Source organism: Staphylococcus sp. 11-B-312 (assembly GCF_016743055.1).
Classification (GTDB): Bacteria; Bacillota; Bacilli; order Staphylococcales; family Staphylococcaceae; genus Staphylococcus; species Staphylococcus ureilyticus.
Genome location: NZ_CP068241.1, coordinates 1,177,655 through 1,199,841, shown reverse-complemented (window position 1 = coordinate 1,199,841; position 22,187 = coordinate 1,177,655). Strand labels below are relative to the sequence as shown.

Genomic DNA, 22,187 nt, shown 5'->3' with positions numbered 1-22,187 from the left:
ATCAGTATTCATGAATATTATTTATCTAAATCTGTTAATTTCATTGTTTTATTATAAATTTCTTCTGGGTCCATATCTGTTCTTGCTACCCCTGTTTCCATTGCTGCTTTTGCAACTTCTCTAGCAACAGAAGGTGCCACACGTTTATCAAATGGACCAGGAATACAGTAATCTGGATTTAATTCTTCTGGTTTAATTAAATTTGCAATTGCTTCTACTGCAGCTTGTTTCATCTCTTCATTTATATGCGTAGCTTCTACATCTAATGCACCTCTAAAAATACCAGGAAATGCAAGGACATTATTGATTTGATTTGGATAATCCGAACGACCAGTTCCAATTACTTTAGCACCTGCTTCTTTTGCTACATCAGGATTGATTTCAGGATTCGGATTTGCCATAGCAAATATAATTGGATCTTTAGCCATTGATTCAACCATTTCTTTTGTTAACAAATCGGCTACAGAAACGCCAATAAATACGTCAGCATCTTTTATGACATCACTTAACGAGCCTTCTACTTTATCTCTGTTTGTCCATTTAGCTACAAATGCTTTTGTATCATTCATACCATAAGAACGACCTTCGTAAATAGCACCTTTGGAATCACACATAATCATATCTCTAACACCATATGAATAAAGCAATTGAACAATTGCCATACCTGCTGCACCTGCTCCGTTAAGTACCACTTTTATATCAGATAATTCTTTATCTATAATGCGCAGTGCATTGATCATACCTGCAACTGTAACAATTGCAGTACCATGTTGGTCATCATGAAAAACAGGTATTTTTGTTTCTTTTTTTAAACGCGCTTCAATTTCAAAACAACGTGGTGCAGAAATATCTTCAAGATTAATGCCACCATAGTTTGGTTCTAATAATTTTACTGTATTTACAATTTCATCTGTATCCGTTGTATTAAGTGCAATCGGCACACCATCAATGCCTGAAAAACTTTTAAACAAAACTGCTTTCCCTTCCATTACTGGAATACTAGCTTCTGCACCAATGTTGCCCAATCCAAGTACAGCTGTACCATCTGTAACAACAGCGACTGTATTTGCTTTCATTGTATATTCAAATACTTTTCTAGGGTCTTCATGTATTTCTTTACATGGTTCAGCTACACCGGGTGAATATGCCAAACTTAGCTCTTCTTTATTGGTCACTTGAACTTTTGGTGTAACTTCTAATTTACCTTGATTAATTCTGTGCATTTCTAGTGCGTCGTCTCTTAATGTCATGTAAACCTACCCCTTACATTCAATAATTTTAATCAGTCATATATATTTTTATTACAATCTAACAAAAATTACAAATGTTATCGTTAGCATTAAATCATAAGCACATGTTGTATGATAACTTTTGTAATAAAAACATATATTTTATATGTAGTATTTAAACTATCATTTAATATAAACTGATGGTAAGTATCAACTTAACCATCAGTTTACTATATCATAGTTTATAGACTTGATAAAGTTAAATTATCCTTATATCCCATGGTGAAAACTTGGCTATCAGCGTTTCAATTTTTTCTTTTTTACGTGTTATAAAACCTATAATTTTAAATTGATTTTGGTTTTCTTGAAAATATTTCACTGGGATGTCATCTGCCGCTGCTTGTAAATTTAACTGCTTTTTTATTTCTGATAAATCTTCTATATTTCTAATGATGATTTGTTTTGCATTTGCTAGTTTATTACTTTCAAACGACGCAACACTTTCTATTTGGTTAATAATAAGTTGTTTTTTATTATTTCTATATTCAAATTTACCTTTCACAATAAGTGTATCTGTCTTGTTTAAGTATATTTCGAATTTTTTATATGCGTCTGGGAACACTACCCCATCTAAATTATTAAGTCCATCATTTAACGTAATAAATGCCATATTTTGTCCGTTTTTAGTACGAATACGTTTTAACTGGTCGATTTGAATAAAGATAGGTTGATTATCTCTAGCATTATTAAGCTTATAAATACCAAGATATTGTTTTTCTTCAAATGCCTTCTCTACAGGATGTGTCGAGACATAAAACCCTAAATATTCTTTTTCATAATCACTTAGTACTTGATCTGGTAATTCTTCTTTGTCTTCATAAGATGTTTTTGGGGTCAATACATCAAAAATAAAATCATCTTGTTCCACATTGGAGACGTCATCTAACACTTGATCAATCGCATGCAATAACGTCGCTCTATTTTTACCAAATGTATCAAAAGCACCGACTAATATTAATGCTTCAAGTAATTTTCTACTCTTTATTCTTTTAGGTATACGACGTGTAAAATCAAAGAAATCTTTATATATACCATTACTTTTTCTTTCATCAACAATAAGTTTAACACTCTGATAGCCGATGCCTTTAATTGCGCCTAAAGATAGATAGATACCTTTGTTGCTTGCTTTATAAAACCAATGACTTTCATTAATATTGGGTGCCAATATATTTAATTGCTGATGTTTCGCTTCATCGATCATTTGTGCTGTCTTCTTTTCACTACCAATTGAATTACTTAGGATATTGGCATAAAAATAATTAGCATAATGTACTTTTAAATAACTCATAATATAAGCTATTTTGGAGTAACTCACCGCATGTGCACGTGCGAAGCCATAATCTGCAAATTTTAAAATCAGATCAAAAATTTGTTTGCTTAATCGTTCATCATACCCGTTACTTAAAGCACCTTCCACAAAGTGTTGTCGCTCACTCTCTAATACTGCACGATTCTTTTTACTCATTGCACGTCTTAATATATCTGCTTCACCATAACTAAAATTAGCAAACTTACTCGCAATTTGCATAATTTGTTCCTGATAGATAATAACACCATACGTTGTTTTTAATATAGGCTCTAAGTCTTTATGCAAATATTGTACTTTTTCAGGGAAGTGTCTCCTAGTAATATACGTTGGTATTTCTTCCATAGGTCCAGGTCTATACAAAGAAGTTACAGCTACAATATCTTCAAATTGTTCTGGTTGTAATTTTTTCAATACATTTCTTATACCATCAGATTCTAATTGGAATACACCTGTTGTATCACCATGTGAGAGTAACTGAAATACTTTTGAATCATTAAAAGGAATGGCTTCAATATCTATATCAATGTTCATATCTCTTTTCACTTGCTTAACGATTTGATGAATAATAGATAAATTTCGTAAACCTAGAAAATCAATTTTCAACAGACCAATACGTTCCGCTTCGGTCATAGTCCACTGTGTCAGTATGCCAGTATCACCTAAAGTTAATGGTGTATACTCATATAAAGGGTGGTCGTTTATAATGATCCCTGCTGCATGTGTTGACGTATGTCGTGGTAGACCTTCTAATTTTTTACAAATTTCAAACCAGCGTTCATGCCGATGATTTCTATGCACAAATTGTTTAAATTCCTTTTTCTCATATGCCTCATCTAATGTAATGCCTAATTTATGAGGGATTAAAGATGAAATTTCATTTAATGTTATTTCATCAAAACCCATAATCCGACCGACGTCTCTTGAAACTGCCCTTGCTAATAAATGACCAAATGTCACTATACCAGAAACATGATTATTGCCATATTTTTCCTGTACATATTTAATCACTTTTTCTCTATGTGTATCTTCAAAATCAATATCAATATCTGGCATAGTAACACGCTCAGGATTTAAAAAACGCTCAAATAACAAGTTATATTTAATGGGATCAATCGTCGTAATATCTAATAGGTAACTAACTAAAGAACCAGCAGATGAACCACGACCTGGACCAACTAATACATCATGCGTTTTAGCAAAATGTATTAAATCACTTACAATTAAAAAATAGTCTTCAAAACCCATGCGTGTAATAATTTCATATTCATGATTAAGCCTTTTAGCATATCTTTGTAGTGATGCTTGGGATAGATTTAACTGTTTCAAATTTTGTTGAAGCATCTCATAAAGATAATCTTTAGACGGCTGATTATTTGGTGTTTTAAATTTAGGTAATAATGATTGATGATATTGTAGTTCGGCATTACAAATGGTTGCGATGTAATTTGTATTTTGCCAAATACGCTCACTAACATGGAATGTATCTAAATCAGCTCTACTAAACATATGTGCGTTGTAATCATGCACTTCTTTAACTAAATCTAATTTCTCATTATTTTTTATAGCAGCTAATGCCGTTAAAGTATCCGCATCTTCTTCATTTAAATAGTTTGTACTTTGTGCCCACACGACCGGAAAATCTAATCCTTGTTGGCTATTGTGATTTACAAATATATCTTCATTACCAATAAAATTTTGTAATATGCTTTGGTGTGAATCATTTACATCTTTAAATATGACAATCAAATGATCAATATATTTATTAAGCCACTCTAAGGGCGTTTCAGACTTTTCTTTCATTTTAATTGCAGATGATAATTTAAATAAATCTTTTAGACCTTGATTATTTTTAGCAAGGACAATGGTTTCAACTGAAGCTAAACCATCTGTGAGATAAATCGTCATACCAAATATTGGATGAATATTTGCTGCTATGCACGCGTCGTAGAATTGGGGATAACCATATAAAACATTTGTATCTGTAATTGCTAATGATGTGTAACCTTCTTTCGTTGCTTTCGCAATGACATCTTTAATTTTAATACTTGAATTCAATAAGTCATACGATGTATGAACGTTTAAATGCGCAACCATCAGCAAATACCTCCCAAATCTTACAATTTATTATTTAATGCTTGTGCTAATTCTTCAAATTGTTGCCAATCTGCAACGGAAACACCAGATGCATTCGGATGGCCTCCACCACCAAATGCATTAGCAATATCATTAATGACGATACCTTTAGAACGAATGCGACATCTAATTTCAGTTCCTTCATCTACCGCAAAAACCCATATTTTCAATCCTTGAATGTCAGCAATCGCATTGACAAATAGCGAAGCTTCATTCGCTACAATATCAAATTTTTCTAGTACATCTTTTGTGATTTTCACCTTACAAAAACCTTTATCATTTAAATCAAAATTTTGTAAAACATAGCCTTGAAATGGCAATAATTTAGGATCTTTTTCACCCAATTTATTCAATTCTTGTTGATGATTAAATGAATATTTTAATAATTGGCTTGCGACTTCCATCGTATGTGGTGTTGTATTATTAAATAAAAAACGCCCAGTATCTCCAACAATACCTAGATACAATACTCTTGCTACAGAATCATCAATCAGAGATTGATCGTTAAAATGACTTATGAAATCAAAAATAATCTCACTCGTTGATGATGCTTCATCATTGACATAATTTATATCTCCATATTGGTCAACTGCTGGGTGATGATCAATTTTAACAAGACGTTTGCCAGTATTGAATCTATGGTCACTGATTCTCGGTGCATTAGCAGTGTCGCATACGATAACCAATGCTTCGTTATATTGGTCATCACTAATATCATCAAAAGTACCGATAAAATCAAGCGACGGTTCTCCTTCTCCAACTGCAAAAATATTCTTTTCTGGAAATTTAAGTTTTAAGTAATTTTTCAAGCCGAGTTGCGATCCATAAGCATCCGGGTCTGGTCTCACATGTCTATGTATAATTACTGTTTGAACCGCTTTTATTTCATCCATAATTTGATTAAATTCCATCGTCATTTTATATCTTCCTTTTTATAATTTATATATACCCTTTAATCTATCATCTGACAAATGATCATTGCTTTTGCAACATGTTTACCATCACTTGTCATCGTTACCTCTAATTTAGCAAAATTTCTACCTACATCTAACATATCATAATGTACATTGATTTCAGATTCAATTTGCACAGTCTTAATGTAAATGATATTTAAACTTTCAATCATTACTTCAAGTTTCTTTAATTTCCGCATTTCATAACGAACGGTTTCTTCAATAATTGCTACAAAAACTGCTTTACTCAATGTGCCAAATTGATTTGTAAGTAAAGGCGAAGTTTGTACTTGAATATCATCGTTTGCAATTGTAATATGTTTAGCTACTTGATCATTAATGGTTTCACCTACTTGTGGCTGACGACTCAGCAATTGCATTGCTGTTAATACATCTTTTCTGGTAATTACACCTATTAATTTTTTGCTTGGTGAAATCACTGGTAATAATTCAATACCTTCCCAAATCATCATGTGTGCACAATTTGCAACAGTAGTTGAAAGTTGTACATTGAGTGGAGACTTCGTCATAAAATGTGCTAAAGTATCATTGTCATCCATTTTAATTATTTCTTTACTTGTGATAATACCAACTAAACGCCAATGTTCATCAATAACCGGGAATCTGGAATGTCCTGTGCGTTTTGCTTTTTCTTTGTAATCGTGCAAGGTCATATTATCAAAAACCACAGTATCTTCATTCACTGATTTAACTATGTCTTCAACGACCAATATTTCTTTCCGAATCATTTGATTATACATCGCTCTATTAATAATATTTGCAACTAAATATGTATCATAATTAGATGACAGTATCGGTAAATCATGTTCATCGGCATATTTGATTATCTCATTAGACGTTCTGAAACCACCAGTAATCAATACTGCGCTTCCTCTTTTCAATGCGGCCAATTGGACATCTTTACGATTTCCTACAATCAATAATGTGTGAGGACTTAAATACTTTACCACATCTTCAATTTCCATTGCGCCAATCGCAAATTTTGATAATGTCTTAATAAGGCCATTTCTTCCTCCTAATACTTGTCCATCAATTATTTTTACAATTTCTCCAAATGTAAGTTGTTCAATTTGTTCACGTGATTTCTTTTCTATTCGGACAGTACCAACTCTATCTATTGTTGCTACTAAACCAATTCTACCGGCATCTTTAATCGCACGATACGCTGTCCCCTCAGAGACATTTAAATCTTTCGCTATTTTTCTAACAGAAATCTTTTGTCCTACTGCTAAAGATTCGATATAAGATAAAATTTGCTCATGCTTTGTCATTTTAATAACCTCATTTTTGACATTTTCTATGATATTATAACTTTTTATAGCTAAAATTGCGATTTAATCACTTAAAAAATATATTTTAACTATAATTATGACATATATTCAGTAATATATTAATATTTATAAAACTTTTTACTCAGTTACTATGAAAATATATAATTTTTAATTTGATTTGTGATAAACTCTAATTAGAATAGAATTAAGGAGGGATGGAATAATGTTTAAAAATATTTTACTCGGTGTTGATACCACACTTAAAAATGAAAAAGCGCTAGAAGAAGTTTCAAAATTAGCTGGTGAAGGTACTGTTGTAACAATTCTTAACGCAATCAGTGAACAAGATGCACAAGCATCGATTAAATCTGGTGTTCATTTAGATAAACTTGTTGAAAAACGTAGTAAAGGTTTAGAAAATACACGAAATACGCTCGATGAATATGGCATTAAATATGATGAAATCATTGTTCGCGGTAATGCTAAAGAACAATTGGTAAAAGAGGCAAATAGTGGTAAATATGAAATTGTTGTACTTAGTAACCGTCGTGCTGAAGCCAAGAAAAAATTCGTGCTAGGTAGTGTGAGTCATAAAGTTGCTAAAAGAGCAAGCATCCCTGTGCTTATTGTAAAATAGCATAACACTTAATATGACTCTAATAGTCACCTCATTGCATCAAACGATCCAATTCTATAAAACCAAAGAAAACGCCAATTCCTCTAAAATCCTAGTAGAAATTGGCGTTTTTGTTTTATCCAAGATTTTTTATGTCACAATCACTTTAAAGTTGGACTGCATCACCTGGATTTAATATCTGTACTTCACCTTCTGAAACAGCTGACTTGAAATCTTCTGGATTTTGTTTAATCAAGTCAAACGTATTGTAGTGAATTGGTACTGTAATTTTAGGTTTAATGAACTGATTAATTGCAAAACTAGCATCATCAATGCCCATTGTGAAATTATCACCAATTGGAATAAAACAAATGTCAACTGGATGACGTTCAGCAATTAATTTCATGTCACCAAATAATCCTGTATCACCAGTATGATAAATCGTCTTGCCTTCTATTTCTAAAATTAGCCCCATCGGCATACCTAAATATACGGGAATACCATTGTCATCAGTCAAGCTAGAACTGTGAAACGCTTGTACAAACTTAACCGTTCCAAAATCAAATTCTGCTTTACCACCAATATTCATAGGTCTAACATTTTCAACATTTTTAGTAGTCGTTAAATAATCACCTAATTCAGCTGAACCAATAACTGTTGCATGGTTTCTATTTGCTAATTCAACTGTATCACCAAAATGATCGCCATGACCATGTGTTAAAATTATATAATCTACTTCTAAAGTTTCAGCATCTAAATCAGATAAATCGTTTCCCGTAATAAATGGATCAACAATTACTTTTTTACCATTTGCTTCAAAATAAATCGTTGATTGTCCATGAAAAGATAATTTCATATCGATAATTCCTCCCATAAAACTATTTATTTTATATATACCACAATGATTAATAGTTATAACACACTTTTACCAAAATACGTGTTTATGAACGATAAATTTTTTAATAATTTTAGCAATATACTCTATTTCAACATATTATTTTTGAATTCCTTACACAACTAACATAAAATTAATATAATCATATATATAGGAGGCAGTAAAATGAAGTTACAACAAGTTATAGAATCATTAAAGTCACAACAAGCTGATGCAGCATGGATTACTACCCCATTAAACATCTTTTATTTCACCGGCTATTTAAGTGATCCTCACGAACGGTTACTAGCTCTTTTAATCAAAGCGAATGGTGATCAAGTTTTATTTTGCCCACAACTTGAAGTTGAAGAAGTTAAAGCTTCACCTTTTGAGGGAGAGGTCATTGGTTACCTTGATACAGAAAATGCATTAGATAAATATCCACATACTTTCAATAAAATGTTAGTAGAAGCGGCTCATTTAACTGTACAGCGTCAACGTGAATTAATCGAAGCTTTCAAAGTACAATCGTTCGGTGACATAGATCAAACGATAAAGTCACTACGTAATGTTAAAAGTGAATCTGAAATCGCTAAAATTCGGAAAGCTTGTGAACTAGCAGATAAATGTATAGAAATTGGAGCAGATTTCTTAAAAGAAGGTGTGACAGAACGACAAGTTGTTAATCACATTGAATATGAAATCAAAGCTTATGGCGTTAATGAAATGAGCTTTGATACAATGGTCCTTTTCGGTGATCACGCAGCATCACCACACGGTATACCTGGCGACCGTCAATTACAAAATAATGAATTTGTGTTATTTGATTTAGGCGTCATTTACGAAAATTATTGTAGTGATATGACCAGAACAATTAAATTTGGAAAGCCTAGTTCAGAAGCTCAAAACATTTACGATACCGTATTAAAAGCTGAACAAGCGGCGATTGCTGCAATTAAACCTGGTGTACAAATCAAAGATGTAGACGCTATTGCTCGAGATATTATCACAGATGCTGGTTATGGAGACTACTTCCCTCATCGATTAGGACATGGCCTAGGATTAGAAGAGCATGAATACCAAGATGTTTCTAGTACAAATACAAATGAATTCGTACCGGGTATGGTTGTAACAGTCGAACCTGGCATCTATTTTCCAGGAGTAGCTGGTGTGCGTATAGAAGATGATATTCTTGTTACTGAAAATGGAAACGAAAGCTTAACAGGTTACGAAAAATGATCAAAGAGGCCGTAGTCGAAACAATCCAACAAGTTGAATACGCAATTGAAAATGGTACAGATCGTATTGAATTATGTGATAACTTACATGTCGGAGGTACCACACCTAGTATTGGAATGATTGAAATTGCTACTGAAATTTGTAAAGCAAATCACGTAGAAATTGCTATCATGATACGCCCTCGCGGAGGCAACTTTGTATATAGCTTATACGACTTTGAAATTATGCAACGAGATATTAAAGCTATTAAATCATATGATATTGACTACTTTGTTTTCGGTTGTTTAACAGAAGATAATACACTGAACGAATGGCAAATGAAAACTTTAAAACAACTCGCATCACCAATACCTGTTGTTTGTCATATGGCTTTCGACGAAATTCATTTAGAAGGACAAGTAAAAGCATTACACAAATTAATTGAACTAGGTTTTACCAGGTTACTGACACATGGTGGTCCAGCAGAAACTGATATTTTTGATAATTTAAATCAACTTGGTAAATTGGTCGTGAATTCTGGTGGAAATATTGAAATCATGCCTGGTGGTGGTTTAACAAAATCTAATGTTCAAGCGCTCGTTGCTGCATTTCCTTTTCAAGAAGTACACGGTACAAAAATTGTATAGCAGTATCAAATAATCTTATATGACATTCAAATGCTTAACTGCAACACAAATTTCATCATATTAACGATTGTTGTGTTCGTGTCTCAATATTTAGATTATATTTTACAATTATCATTATTTAAACACATTAAATTTCATAAATTATTTTAAAATCCAAATTAAAAACTGGTAACCTCTACTTTATAGAAGAGATTACCAGTTTTTGTTTGTTATTTTTTATTATTTAAGAGAACTTTCAACATTAGAATAAGGTAAATTCAAAGCTTCACCTACACCTTTATTTGTTAATACACCATTAATTGTATTTAAACCAAATGATAGAGGTTCGTTATCTTGTAATGCTTTTAAGTAACCTTTTCCCGCAATTTGTAATGCATATGGTAACGTTGCATTATTCAATGCAATGGTAGAAGTACGTGGTACTGCACCAGGCATATTAGCCACAGCATAATGTACAACACCATGTTTTTTATACGTTGGATCATCATGCGTTGAAATACGATCAGTTGTCTCGAAAATACCACCTTGGTCTATAGCAATATCCACGATTACCGAACCGTCTTTCATGGATTTTACCATGTCTTCAGTAACTAGATTTGGCGCTTTGGCACCTGGAATTAATACCGCACCGATAACTAAGTCGCTGTTTTTAACACATTGTTCAATATTTAATGGGTTAGACATAATTGTGTGCACACGACCATCAAATAAATCTTCAAGCTCTTGTAAACGCTTAGGATTAACATCCAAAATTGTTACATCGGCACCTAATCCTAATGCTATTTTAGCAGCATTTGTGCCAGCTTGACCTCCACCGATAATCGTTACGCGGCCTTTAGAGACGCCAGGCACACCGCCAAGTAAAATGCCCATGCCACCTTTATATTTTTGTAAAAATTCTGCCCCAATTTGAGCAGACATACGCCCTGCTACTTCACTCATTGGTGTTAATAGTGGTAATGATTTATCTGGCAATTGAACCGTTTCATAAGCAATACCTATTACTTTATTATCTAATAAAGCTTGTGTGAGTTTCTTTTCATTTGCTAAATGTAAATAAGTAAATAGTATGAGTCCTTCCTTAAAGTATTGGAACTCTTCTTCTAATGGCTCTTTGACTTTCATAACCATATCCACGTTCCATACTTCAGCTGGTCCATCACCAATTTTCGCCCCAGCCGTAACATAATCATCATCTTCAAAATATGAACCTAAACCAGCAGATTTTTCAACAATGACTGAGTGACCTTGTTCTACTAATGCATGTACACCACTTGGTGATAAACTCACCCTATTTTCATTGTTTTTAATCTCCTTCGGAATACCTATTCTCATTTTATCCACCTCCAAATTTATAGTAACGCGTATTATATGAAAGCGCAATCATAGTTTAGGGTATTTTTACAACATGTATTAAGGGGAATTATGTTAATATTCTGTAAATAGTGGTATAATATAAGCAAGAAGATGAAGGAGGTAATTGTGATGCTAACGTATAAAAATATTTTAATCGCTGTCGATGGATCACATGAAGCTGAATGGGCATTTAATAAAGCTGTAGAAGTAGCAAAACGTAATGACTCTAAACTAACAATCGTCAATGTTATTGATTCAAGAACTTACTCTTCTTATGAAGTTTATGATGCTCAATTTACTGAAAAATCAAAAAATTTCTCAGAAGATTTGTTAAAAGGTTATAAAGAAGTAGCAACAAATGCTGGTGTAACCGCGGTTGAAACAAGACTAGAATTTGGTTCACCTAAAGCAATCATACCTAAAAAGTTAGCAGCTGATGTAGAAGCAGATTTAATTATGTGTGGTACGTCAGGATTAAATGCAGTTGAAAGATTTATCGTAGGTTCTGTGTCTGAGGCAATTGTACGACACTCTCCGTGTGACGTGTTGGTGGTACGCACAGAAGAACTTCCAGAAGACTTCCAACCACAAGTAGCTACAGATGAATTTAGATCTAAGTATCAAGCACACTAACTTTAATATTCGACCTATTTAATAAAAGCATACAGATTTAAAAGAAGAGAGATAGTTTGCACGATATATAGTGTTAAACTATCTCTTTTTATTAATTTTCTTAACATCTATAATTTACTTGTTATCCAATTGTTATATTAAATTCAAATGCGCTTCATATCAGGTAAGTAAAATAAAATTAAGACATACCCCTAAAGGAGTCAATGATATGAAACAATTTAAGAGACTGATGATACTTAGTTTTGCCATTAATGCTTTTTTGATTTCTGCACCAACACATACATACGCATCTTCAACTGATGATATAAAAAGTGAAAAAACAGCTACTCGATTAAATTATATAGATACGGAAACAATTCCTTATAATAAATCATTTAATGATACAAAAGTAGGCGGTCTTTCTGGCATTTCCTATGATGCCAAATCCAAAAAATGGCTTATGATTAGCGATGACCGTTCAGAAGAAAATCCAGCCAGATTTTATGAAGCTCAAATTCATTATAATAAACACAAATTTAATAAAGTAAAATTCACTCGAATGCACTATTTAACACAAGCTAATGGAACAAAATACCCAAATAAAGCATCGTATAATCCCCATTCACAAGATGTTGTAGTTGACCCAGAATCAATTAGAATTGACCCTCTCAATCGTAACCATATACTTTATACAAGTGAAGGTGATCGAAATCTCGGTTTCAATCCCTTCATAAGAATAACTAGTAGAACTGGAACATTGATCAATGATTTGCAAATCAATAACCCTATCAAAAAGGATGATCAAAATAAATATGGATTTAGAAATAATCAGGCGCTAGAAGGGAGTACGTTTTCTGAAAATGGTAAGTATATCTGGACTTCTATGGAAGCACCTTTACTTCAAGATGATCAATTACCAACCACAGAATCAGGCGCCCTAACACGCTTAACAAAATATAATCGTCAAGGAGATGTTATAACAGAAAAAGCTTATTCTCTAGATCCAATTCCTAAAAAACCTGGAAAAAATAAAGATGCTGAAAATGGAATTGCTGAAATTTTAACCTTGAATCAAAAACAATTACTTGTACTTGAGCGTGCCACTGTTCAAGATAAAAATAGTAATTTCAAAAATTATATTCGCGTCTATAAAGTCGATATAGCCAGTGGAACAGATATTAAAAATATTAAATCTCTCCAAAAATCTCACGTCGCACCGGTAAAAAAACAACTGATCGCAAATCTTAATGAGCAAGACATTGGGCATATCGACAATATAGAAGGAATGTCATTTGGCCCGAAATTACCTAATGGTAACGATAGCTTGGTCTTTATTTCAGATAATAACTTCAATCAAAAACAACAAACGAACCTAACTGCATTCGAAATAAAACCTTAAAAATACAACAATCAGCTTATGTTTTTCAATTCAAGTATATTTTTTTAAAACTTAATAAGTAGTTAAAACATTAATAATAAAACAAAAGAAAACGTCAATTTCTATAAGCTTGCAATAGAAATTGACGTTTATTTATAAATCAAAATGCTTATATTCAAGATTTTGTTTTGAAACTTTTTAAGATTTTGAACTGAATCAAGTCTCTATACTTTGAAATTAAACAATCTCTAGTTTTGTTTCAAACTTATTCTAGATTACCAAATTTAACTACATCGCGTGCAATCATGACTTCTTCGTTTGTAGGAATAACAATGACTTTTACTGGTGAGTGAGGATAGTTAATGAAACCTTCTTCTCCATGAATCGCTTCATTTTTTTTAGCATCCCAATAAACTCCCATAAATTCTAAACCTTCTAAAACTTTTGCTCTAACAGGATCAGAGTTCTCGCCTACACCTGCAGTAAAGATGATTACATCTACGCCGTGCATACGTGTCGCATAAGAACCAATATATTTGTGAATTCTTGATGCAAAGACATCTAATGCTAATTGAGCACGTTCTTTACCTGCTTTAGCTTCATCAATAATGTCTCTTAAATCACTTGAAGTACCAGAAATACCTAATAAACCTGATTCTTTATTTAATGTATTCAAAACTTCTTCTGCATTTTTTCCTGTTTTTTCCATAATAAATGGAATTAATGCAGGGTCAATATTTCCTGAACGCGTACCCATAGTAACACCAGCAAGTGGTGTGAATCCCATTGAAGTATCAACAGATTCTCCGCCATCTATTGCAGCAATTGATGCACCATTACCGATGTGACATGAAATCATGCGTAATTCTTCAATCGGTTTGCCCAAAATCTCAGCTGCGCGTTGAGATACATATTTATGACTTGTTCCGTGGAATCCATATTTACGAATACCATAATCTTCGTAATATTGGTATGGTAAGCTGTATAAATAAGATTTTTCTGGCATAGTTTGATGGAACGAAGTATCAAAAATAGCTACATGTGGAATTTCTGGTAACAATTTACGGAAAGCACGAATACCCATTAAGTTTGCAGGGTTGTGTAAAGGTGCTAATTCACTTAATGACTCAATTTGTTCTTCAACTTCATCCGTAACATATACTGAATTTGGGAATAATTCACCACCATGAACGACACGATGACCTGTTCCGTCAATGTCATAAATGCTATCAATCACACCATGTTTTTTGAAACTTTCTAACATGATATTAACCGCTTGTTCATGGTCTGCAATATCTAAAGTTTCCTTGTGTTTTTCTCCACCCACTTCAATGGTAAATACAGAATCTTTTAATCCAATACGTTCAATTAGTCCTTTAGTAACAATTTTTTCTTCCGGCATTTCAATAAGTTGAAATTTCAATGATGAACTACCAGCGTTAATAGCCAAAATTAATTTTGACATAGCATAATGCCTCCAATTTAAATTAAATTATTTTATATCCATATCTATTTAATCATTAATACAGTAAGAATTCAAGAATATTACAGTTTAATTTTCAGGATGATTTTCCATCATCCAAGCGTTTAAATCTTGTAAAAAGGCTTGAAATTGTTGAGGGCTTTTGAAATCAGGTATATTCGCTAACAGAACCTCTACTGGCTTTGTTACATTCGTTTCTTTCTTCTGCAGTATAAGTATGGATTTACGCGCTTTTTCATTTTTAAATAGTGTAGATGGCAAGTTTAAAAAAGCTTGCATTTCTGTTTCTGTTGCAATGAAATTTTGTAACTGTTTCACATTTGTACTTTCAAATAAATTACTAGGTACTACTAAAAATGCATATCCTGATGTTTTTAAGGCTGTTACTGCTTGTTCAATTAATAAATAGTGAGAGAAGCTATGCCCTTCTTCAAACCCTAGTTGCATTTCTTTACTTCTTTCATCTACTGGATAATACCCTATCGGTAGATCACCAATAACAACATCTGCATCTTCAAAAGGTAGTGGCATGATAGCGTCTTGAGGATAAACATCAAATGGAATTTCTAAAAAGTTTGCCAAATGTACACTAACGCGTGATAATACAGGATCCACTTCAACCAGGTGATGCATAATCGTATGTTCAGTGAGTACTTCATGTACAGAAGCGCTCAAATGTCCAGCACCACTCGCAATATCCGCTACATGGAATTCATCTTTGTTTTTTAAAAAACGTTCGGCAAGGAATCCTAGAATCATTCCAATTGAATCAGGTGTAATTTGATGATTTGCTTGAACATCCTCTTTTTGCATTAAATTTAAATAAGCAAATTGAAATGCTTTACGTCTATCTTGTAACGTGGCTTGTTCCAACAATGACCTTTGATTAGTATAAATATTTTCCATTGCAAGTCCTAAATTTTCTATGAAACTTTGACCATTCTCTTCATTTAAAGATTTGGTTTTTTCATCAAGTGCCTTAAATAATTGTTCCATTACTGTCTCTTCTTGTGCCATTTAAAAGTCCTTTCTAAAAAAACTGTCCATAATTTAATTGAAATTAAGTCAGTACCCTAACTTATATTACCAAATAATTATGGACAGTTTAATTTATAATGTCAACGATACTGTTTTGTGAGTTTTACTAGTTTAATCATATGACAATATTATATTATTTATAGATTACGATAAGCTTCTAAAGCAGCATCAAAGTCTGGGAAATTTGTACCTTCAGAAACAATTTCAGTATAAACTACTTTATTGTTTTTATCTAAGACAAAAACAGAACGTGCTAATAAACGCAATTCTTCCATAACAACGCCGTACGTTTTACCGAAAGATAAGTTTCTATGATCACTTAAAGTGATTACATTATCTAAACCATTTGAAGCACACCATCTTTTTTGTGCAAATGGCAAGTCTACAGAAATAGTTAAAACCACACCATCTTCCTTAGCAGCTTCTTCATTAAATTTACGTGTTTGTTGATCACAAACACCTGTATCTATAGACGGAATAACACTAATTAATTTCTTATGTCCGTCATAACTTTCTAAAGTTACTTCATTTAAATCATTGTCTAAGACAGTAAAATTTGGAGCATATTCTCCTTTTTTTACTTGTGAACCATATAGTGTTACTGGTTCTTGTTTAAATGTAATTTGTGCCATATTGCACGCCTCCTATTAAATAGTTCTTACAACCATAGTATACCTATCTATCGTATCAAAATAAACTCATAGCTCAGTAAAATTCACATTTATTTTTTTAAATAAAACAACTTTTCAAATTTATTTCTGATTACGACTGTATCAGCGAAGATATCATGGATACCCTTGTGTTTATTTGTAAACAAAACAACCAAGTAAGGTAAGTTAAATAAAACGCCACTTATAATACGACCAATCCATTCTCTAAACAACACATCTGCCCATGTAAGAGATTGACGATCTATCCGTTCTACTCGAATGTTACAAATCATTTTACCTATCGTTTGTTTGAAAAATTTAGTTAATAATACAAAATATAAATAAAATACAAGCGCATCTAAAACGTGACCTAAGCTAAAATAATCAATCCATAACTTAAGTTCATCAATTTGCGTAAAATGGTATATCGGTTTTAATAATAGTCCTTGAATGCCAAATATAATGAGTAAATCAATAATAAAACTCCAAAACCTTATACCAAAACTAGCATATACAGACTTTGTTAATTGTTCATGATACATTGCTTCTATATCAGATTTATCATTTTCTGGGGTTGACTGTAATGTTTGTTGATTTGTATACTGCTCCATTATATACACCTAACCTTTATATAGATACATAGGTTCAGCTTCTGTATCATTGCTTATAATTGATTTCAATTCACTTAATTCATTTTTGAATTGATGTAATGTTGTTTTAGTTGAATAAATAGAACTAAACCAACCTTCGTCTTCACTATATTTAAACACTTCAGCATCCTTTGCTTTTATGTCTTTCTTAAGTGCTTTTAACGCATTATCGTTATAACCAATTTCATCAATCAAACCATTCTTTTCGGCTTGTTGCGCACTATATATACGTCCATCAGCTAACTTTTTAACCTTTTTCTCTGGCATATCTCTACCTTTAGCAACAATACCAACAAATCTTTCATAACTATCATTTAATACTGATTGCATGATATCTTTCTCTTCATTAGTCATTTTTCGAGAACTACTCATAATATCTTTATGTTCACCAGATTTAATGACATTTTCCTTAACGCCTAATTTTTCTTGTAAACCAGAATAATCAACGTTTGACATAATAACGCCAATAGATCCAGTAGTCGTTTGTGGACCAGCATATATTTTATCAGCAGGGGCAGATATATAATATCCACCAGATGCAGCCATCGCATCCATATGTACATAAACCTTTTTATCTTTTTTCTTTATTTCTTTAATTTTTTTATAAATTTCATCACTTGGATATGTACCTCCGCCTGGTGTGTTAACGGTTAATAAAACACCTTTAATCGAGCTATCTTTTTTAACTTTATCCAACTGTTTAAGAAATGCTTCATGATTATAACCAGAACTTCCAAACATTCCTTCACCAGTACCCTCACTAATTTCACCATTTAAAGTTAAGTGTACAATGCGTTTTGAAGTATCACCTTCTGATTCTACCGTTTCAGTAAATGGATCTATTTCTGACATACTATCTTCACTAAAAAGCGAAGAAATCACAGTAGATATCGAACTCATAACAATACCACCAAGCACGATAATTACGGCAAGTACTATTGCTATTATTCTCTTTTTCGACATAACGTATTCACTCCCAGAATATTTTTTCAATCGTTTCAAATACAATTTAAACATAATCAATTCAATAATGTATACCATTATACGAAAATAAAAAAGGATTAAGATAGCAATAGGCTAGTATGAGTGTCTATTTAAAATGAAAAGAAGCTGAGACAATTAATTGTCTCAGCCATGTTCACGTATCTGAATACCTTTGAAATATAGCAAATTCTTTTTCCAAATGATCAATTTATTAATTGCATTATGTAATCGTAAGCATTTTTAATAATCAATATGGCAGTTACAACAATAAATAAAGTTTTTACATAACTGACACCTTTTTTAATTGCAAAAGCTGCCCCAACATATGATCCACAAATCATACTTGCTGCCATAATTAAACCATAAAAATAGTCAACCTGATCTAATATCATAAACAAAATTAAAGCGCCTAAATTGGAAGCAAAATTTAATACTTTCGCATTTCCGGCAGCACTTAAAAAATCAAAACCGAACATAAGTAAAATAAAAAGCATAAATGAGCCAGTGCCACCACCTAAAAAACCATCATAAAATCCTATGAGTGACATAAGACTCATAAATAAGATTGCTTTACCAAGCGACAATTTTGTAAATGTACGCACATTTCCCCAATCTTTTTTAACTAACGTATAAATCATCACTAACGTCAAAATAATGATAACTAATGGTTTTAACAGTTCAGCGGGTAGAAATGTAGCAACGCTAGCACCACATATTGCTAAAATAAATACAAATGGAAATAACTTTCCTACTATCTTCAAATCGACATTACCCGACCTCAAGAAACGAAATGCACTTGTAAGTGAGCCAAATGAACTTGCTAATTTATTAGTACCCAATGCAATAGCGGGGGGCATACCAACAGCTAATAATGCCGGGATAGAAATTAAGCCGCCCCCACCTACAACTGCATCAATAAACGCCGCTAAAAATCCTAGAAGTATAATTATAAGTACGATTGAAATATCCCAATCTAGCATGATTCCATCCCCTATCTGTTTTATCCTTATGTCTAATTAACTCATGTTGTTCGTATGGAATTGAATACTCAAAGTAAATATTAAAATAAATGATCTGCCAATGCTTGCGTTTCAGTATCTTTTTCACTTTGATAGTCTGGCGTAATTGTTAAAGTTTCTATTTGTTCAAATGCTTCTTGTACAAGAGGTTCAAAATCATATACCGCTTCAAATTTTTCGACTTTTTCAATGTCTGGCTCCGTCGCAGGATTTTTAGGTGTAAAGATGGTACAACAATCTTCATATGGCTGAATAGATGTCTCAAATGTACCAATTTCTTTGGCTCTCTTCACGATGTCTTCCTTATCTAATGTTAAAAGTGGTCGTAAGATTGGTGTAGATGTCACATGATTGATAGCATACATACTTTTAAGGGTTTGACTAGCAACCTGTCCTAAATTTTCACCATTTACGATGGCATGTCCATCAATATCATGCACAAGCTTATCCGCTACCCTCATCATCATTCTACGTGTTGAAGTCATCGTATAGCGCTCATGTACGACTTTATTAATTTGTTTTTGTAAAGCAGTGAAGGGTACAATATGCAATTTAATAGGACCAACATGCGCAGACATAATTCTTGTCAGTTCAATTACTTTATCTTTAGCCTTTTCACTCGTGAATGGTGGACTATGAAAATGAATGGCTTCTACAGTGACACCTCTTCTCATAACTTCAATACCAGCTACTGGAGAATCTATACCTCCGGATAACATAAGTAATGTCTTACCACCCGTACCAACTGGTAATCCACCAGATCCTGCAATGACTTGATCATAAACATAAATAGCGTCTAATCGAACCTCAACTTTAATCGTATGGTTCGGGTTGTGTACATCTACTGTTAGATCATCAGTTGCGTTTAATACGGTTCCACCGAGTTCTTTTTGCAATTGATATGTATCAAACGAAAAGTTTTTATCTGAGCGTTTGACATCAATCTTAAATGTATCTCCATGTGCATAACCTTGAGCAAATTTTACAGCTATATCACGTACTGCTTCTATTGTTTTATCAATTTTCAATACGGGACTGATAGAATAAATACCAAATACTTTTTCTAAGCGGCGACACATTTCTTCAATATCTGCACCTTCATCTAATTCAATGTACATTCTATCTCTATTGGCTTTGACTTTATATCCTTGCAGTGGCATTAATGCGCGTTTAACATTTGAACGTAATTTATTAACAAACATCTTACGGTTAGCACCTTTTAAGGTTAACTCTCCATATCTCACTAAAATGTGATCATAAATCATTTTAACAACTCCTTCACTTCTTCATATACAAGATTAAATTTCTCCTTAAAATCACGTATATCATCAGTAGTAGTATTGGCACCCATTGATATTCTGATACTGCCTTCTATTTGCGTTTTAGGGATATCCATTGCTAAAAGTACTTCGTTCAAGGATGCCTTTTTGGATGAACAAGCACTTGTAGTAGATAGCATAATATCATATTTTGAAAATGCATTTACTAATACTTCACCTTTCACGCCGGGAAAACCAACATTCAAAATATGTGGTGATGCGCCGCTAGGAGAATTAACCTTTACACCACTATATTCATTTAAAAATTGTATGATTTCCTGATTGAACTCACTTAATTTTTCATATAGTTGCGCACTTTCTTTTACAGCGACTTTTAAAGCTTTCACGATGGCTATATCAATAGGAAGATTGACTGTGCCACTTCTAAGTCCGTATTCTTGACCACCGCCATGAACAATTGGCTCAATTTGATGTAAATTACGAACAAATAAAAGGCCTTGGCCTTTTAAGCCATGAAATTTATGACCACTTAAACTCATTGTGTCAGCAGATTTAAAATCTAACGCAATTTTACCTATTGCTTGTACTGCATCAACATGTAAGTGTGCTTTAGGGTATTGGTGAACAATTTTTGCCACCGCTTCGATAGGTTGAATTTGTCCCATGATATTATTGACTTGCATACACGTTACAAGAGCTACCTTATCTGACATCAACGATTTCAAATGTTCTAAATCAATTTGTCCATCTTTAGTCACGTTTACGTATTTTATATCGAAACCTTCATTTTCTAATGAACGAACAACCTCTAAAACAGAGGGATGTTCTAAAACTGAAGTAATTATGACATTTGCAAATGCTCTTTTCTTGTAAGCAATCCCTTTGATAGCAATATTATTGGATTCAGTTGCGCCACTTGTAAAAACAATATCAAAATCTTTTTCTAATTTAAATAGTTCTTTAATTTGATCTTTTGATTGTTGTAATAACTGCTCTGCTTGTATACCTGCTTTATGTGGGCTGTTTGGATTAAAATATAGCGATTCATTTACTTTTAAAAAGGTATCTAATACGTCTTGTCGCGGTTTCGTTGTCGCTGCATTATCAAGATAAATCAATGTTTTCACTCCAATTCTATATCATTTTATATTTAAGGATTTTTCATATTTATTTTTTATATCAACATATCATTTCGTATTTTAAAGTTTCCCTTTTAGCATTATACTCGGTTTTATTAAAAAGAAAAGAGAGTAAGACAGAAAATAGTTTTTTAAATATAAATTCTTCATCACTGTCTATATGAATTTTTAAATAATCATTAAATATTAATAATTTGTTCATACAAACATCTAGCGCCAAAAATTATTTGAGGCTGGAACAATTTTATGTTCCAGCCTCAAAAACAT

Annotated in this window: 19 protein-coding genes; 5 read left to right on the top strand and 14 right to left on the bottom strand. The window is 32.5% G+C overall.

Annotated features, from left to right (window positions below; all coding sequences use genetic code 11):
• Positions 1-17: 17 nt before the first annotated feature.
• The 4 genes from JG554_RS05725 to JG554_RS05710 form a co-directional block, all read right to left on the bottom strand.
• Entirely contained in the window at positions 18-1,250 is a 1,233-nt protein-coding gene (locus JG554_RS05725; RefSeq protein ID WP_064208848.1) for an NADP-dependent malic enzyme, read from the bottom strand.
• Positions 1,251-1,488: 238 nt separating this feature from the next.
• Positions 1,489-4,692 carry a DNA polymerase III subunit alpha gene (locus tag JG554_RS05720; protein WP_070039328.1) on the bottom strand — a complete coding sequence of 1,068 codons (3,204 nt, stop codon included), beginning with the start codon at positions 4,690-4,692 and terminating at the stop codon, positions 1,489-1,491.
• A gap of 20 nt (positions 4,693-4,712) precedes the next feature.
• Positions 4,713-5,648 carry a DHH family phosphoesterase gene (locus tag JG554_RS05715; RefSeq protein ID WP_046206866.1) on the bottom strand — a complete coding sequence of 312 codons (936 nt, stop codon included), beginning with the start codon at positions 5,646-5,648 and terminating at the stop codon, positions 4,713-4,715.
• Positions 5,649-5,683: 35 nt separating this feature from the next.
• Positions 5,684-6,976 (bottom strand): DRTGG domain-containing protein, encoded by a 1,293-nt coding sequence (locus tag JG554_RS05710; RefSeq protein ID WP_046206865.1) that lies wholly within the window; start codon positions 6,974-6,976, stop codon positions 5,684-5,686.
• 223 nt (positions 6,977-7,199) lie between these two features.
• Between JG554_RS05710 and JG554_RS05705 the strand changes: the two genes are divergently transcribed.
• Positions 7,200-7,613 (top strand): universal stress protein, encoded by a 414-nt coding sequence (locus tag JG554_RS05705; RefSeq protein ID WP_046206864.1) that lies wholly within the window; start codon positions 7,200-7,202, stop codon positions 7,611-7,613.
• A gap of 145 nt (positions 7,614-7,758) precedes the next feature.
• Here JG554_RS05705 and JG554_RS05700 read toward each other — a convergent pair whose 3' ends face one another.
• Complete coding sequence (locus JG554_RS05700) at positions 7,759-8,448, bottom strand: metal-dependent hydrolase (protein ID WP_046206863.1); 690 nt, start codon at positions 8,446-8,448, stop codon at positions 7,759-7,761.
• A gap of 204 nt (positions 8,449-8,652) precedes the next feature.
• Between JG554_RS05700 and JG554_RS05695 the strand changes: the two genes are divergently transcribed.
• Together JG554_RS05695 and JG554_RS05690 are read left to right on the top strand one after the other, a co-directional pair.
• Positions 8,653-9,705, top strand: coding sequence for a M24 family metallopeptidase (locus JG554_RS05695; protein ID WP_203265386.1), 1,053 nt, complete (start codon positions 8,653-8,655; stop codon positions 9,703-9,705).
• On the top strand, positions 9,702-10,331 hold the full coding sequence (locus JG554_RS05690; protein WP_070039326.1) for a copper homeostasis protein CutC: 630 nt from the start codon (positions 9,702-9,704) through the stop codon (positions 10,329-10,331). Before JG554_RS05695 ends, JG554_RS05690 begins: the two co-directional genes overlap by 4 nt.
• A 219-nt stretch (positions 10,332-10,550) precedes the next feature.
• Here JG554_RS05690 and ald read toward each other — a convergent pair whose 3' ends face one another.
• Positions 10,551-11,666 carry an alanine dehydrogenase gene (gene ald, locus JG554_RS05685; protein ID WP_046206860.1) on the bottom strand — a complete coding sequence of 372 codons (1,116 nt, stop codon included), beginning with the start codon at positions 11,664-11,666 and terminating at the stop codon, positions 10,551-10,553.
• Positions 11,667-11,816: 150 nt separating this feature from the next.
• Here ald and JG554_RS05680 point away from each other — a divergent pair, with 150 nt between their 5' ends.
• Both JG554_RS05680 and JG554_RS05675 read left to right on the top strand, forming a co-directional pair.
• A complete protein-coding gene (locus JG554_RS05680) occupies positions 11,817-12,320 on the top strand; it encodes a universal stress protein (protein WP_046206859.1) in 504 nt (167 codons plus the stop codon).
• 208 nt (positions 12,321-12,528) lie between these two features.
• Complete coding sequence (locus tag JG554_RS05675; protein WP_046206858.1) at positions 12,529-13,698, top strand: esterase-like activity of phytase family protein; 1,170 nt, start codon at positions 12,529-12,531, stop codon at positions 13,696-13,698.
• A gap of 244 nt (positions 13,699-13,942) precedes the next feature.
• Here the strand turns inward: JG554_RS05675 and JG554_RS05670 are convergent, their stop codons facing one another.
• From JG554_RS05670 to JG554_RS05635, 8 genes are all read right to left on the bottom strand, one after another.
• Positions 13,943-15,142, bottom strand: coding sequence for an acetate kinase (locus JG554_RS05670; protein WP_046206857.1), 1,200 nt, complete (start codon positions 15,140-15,142; stop codon positions 13,943-13,945).
• 87 nt (positions 15,143-15,229) lie between these two features.
• Positions 15,230-16,177: a class I SAM-dependent methyltransferase gene (locus JG554_RS05665; RefSeq protein WP_046206856.1), complete on the bottom strand. Its 948-nt coding sequence runs from the start codon at positions 16,175-16,177 to the stop codon at positions 15,230-15,232.
• Between the two features lie 158 nt (positions 16,178-16,335).
• Positions 16,336-16,830 carry a thiol peroxidase gene (tpx, locus tag JG554_RS05660; RefSeq protein WP_046206855.1) on the bottom strand — a complete coding sequence of 165 codons (495 nt, stop codon included), beginning with the start codon at positions 16,828-16,830 and terminating at the stop codon, positions 16,336-16,338.
• Positions 16,831-16,919: 89 nt separating this feature from the next.
• Positions 16,920-17,459: an RDD family protein gene (locus JG554_RS05655; RefSeq protein ID WP_046206854.1), complete on the bottom strand. Its 540-nt coding sequence runs from the start codon at positions 17,457-17,459 to the stop codon at positions 16,920-16,922.
• A gap of 9 nt (positions 17,460-17,468) precedes the next feature.
• On the bottom strand, positions 17,469-18,461 hold the full coding sequence (gene sppA, locus JG554_RS05650) for a signal peptide peptidase SppA (protein ID WP_046206853.1): 993 nt from the start codon (positions 18,459-18,461) through the stop codon (positions 17,469-17,471).
• Between the two features lie 224 nt (positions 18,462-18,685).
• Entirely contained in the window at positions 18,686-19,462 is a 777-nt protein-coding gene (locus JG554_RS05645; protein WP_046206852.1) for a sulfite exporter TauE/SafE family protein, read from the bottom strand.
• Positions 19,463-19,542: 80 nt separating this feature from the next.
• Complete coding sequence (thiI, locus tag JG554_RS05640) at positions 19,543-20,766, bottom strand: tRNA uracil 4-sulfurtransferase ThiI (RefSeq protein ID WP_070039324.1); 1,224 nt, start codon at positions 20,764-20,766, stop codon at positions 19,543-19,545.
• Positions 20,763-21,899, bottom strand: coding sequence for a cysteine desulfurase family protein (locus JG554_RS05635; protein ID WP_107360055.1), 1,137 nt, complete (start codon positions 21,897-21,899; stop codon positions 20,763-20,765). The genes thiI and JG554_RS05635 overlap by 4 nt, the downstream gene beginning before the upstream one ends.
• Positions 21,900-22,187 lie beyond the last annotated feature (288 nt).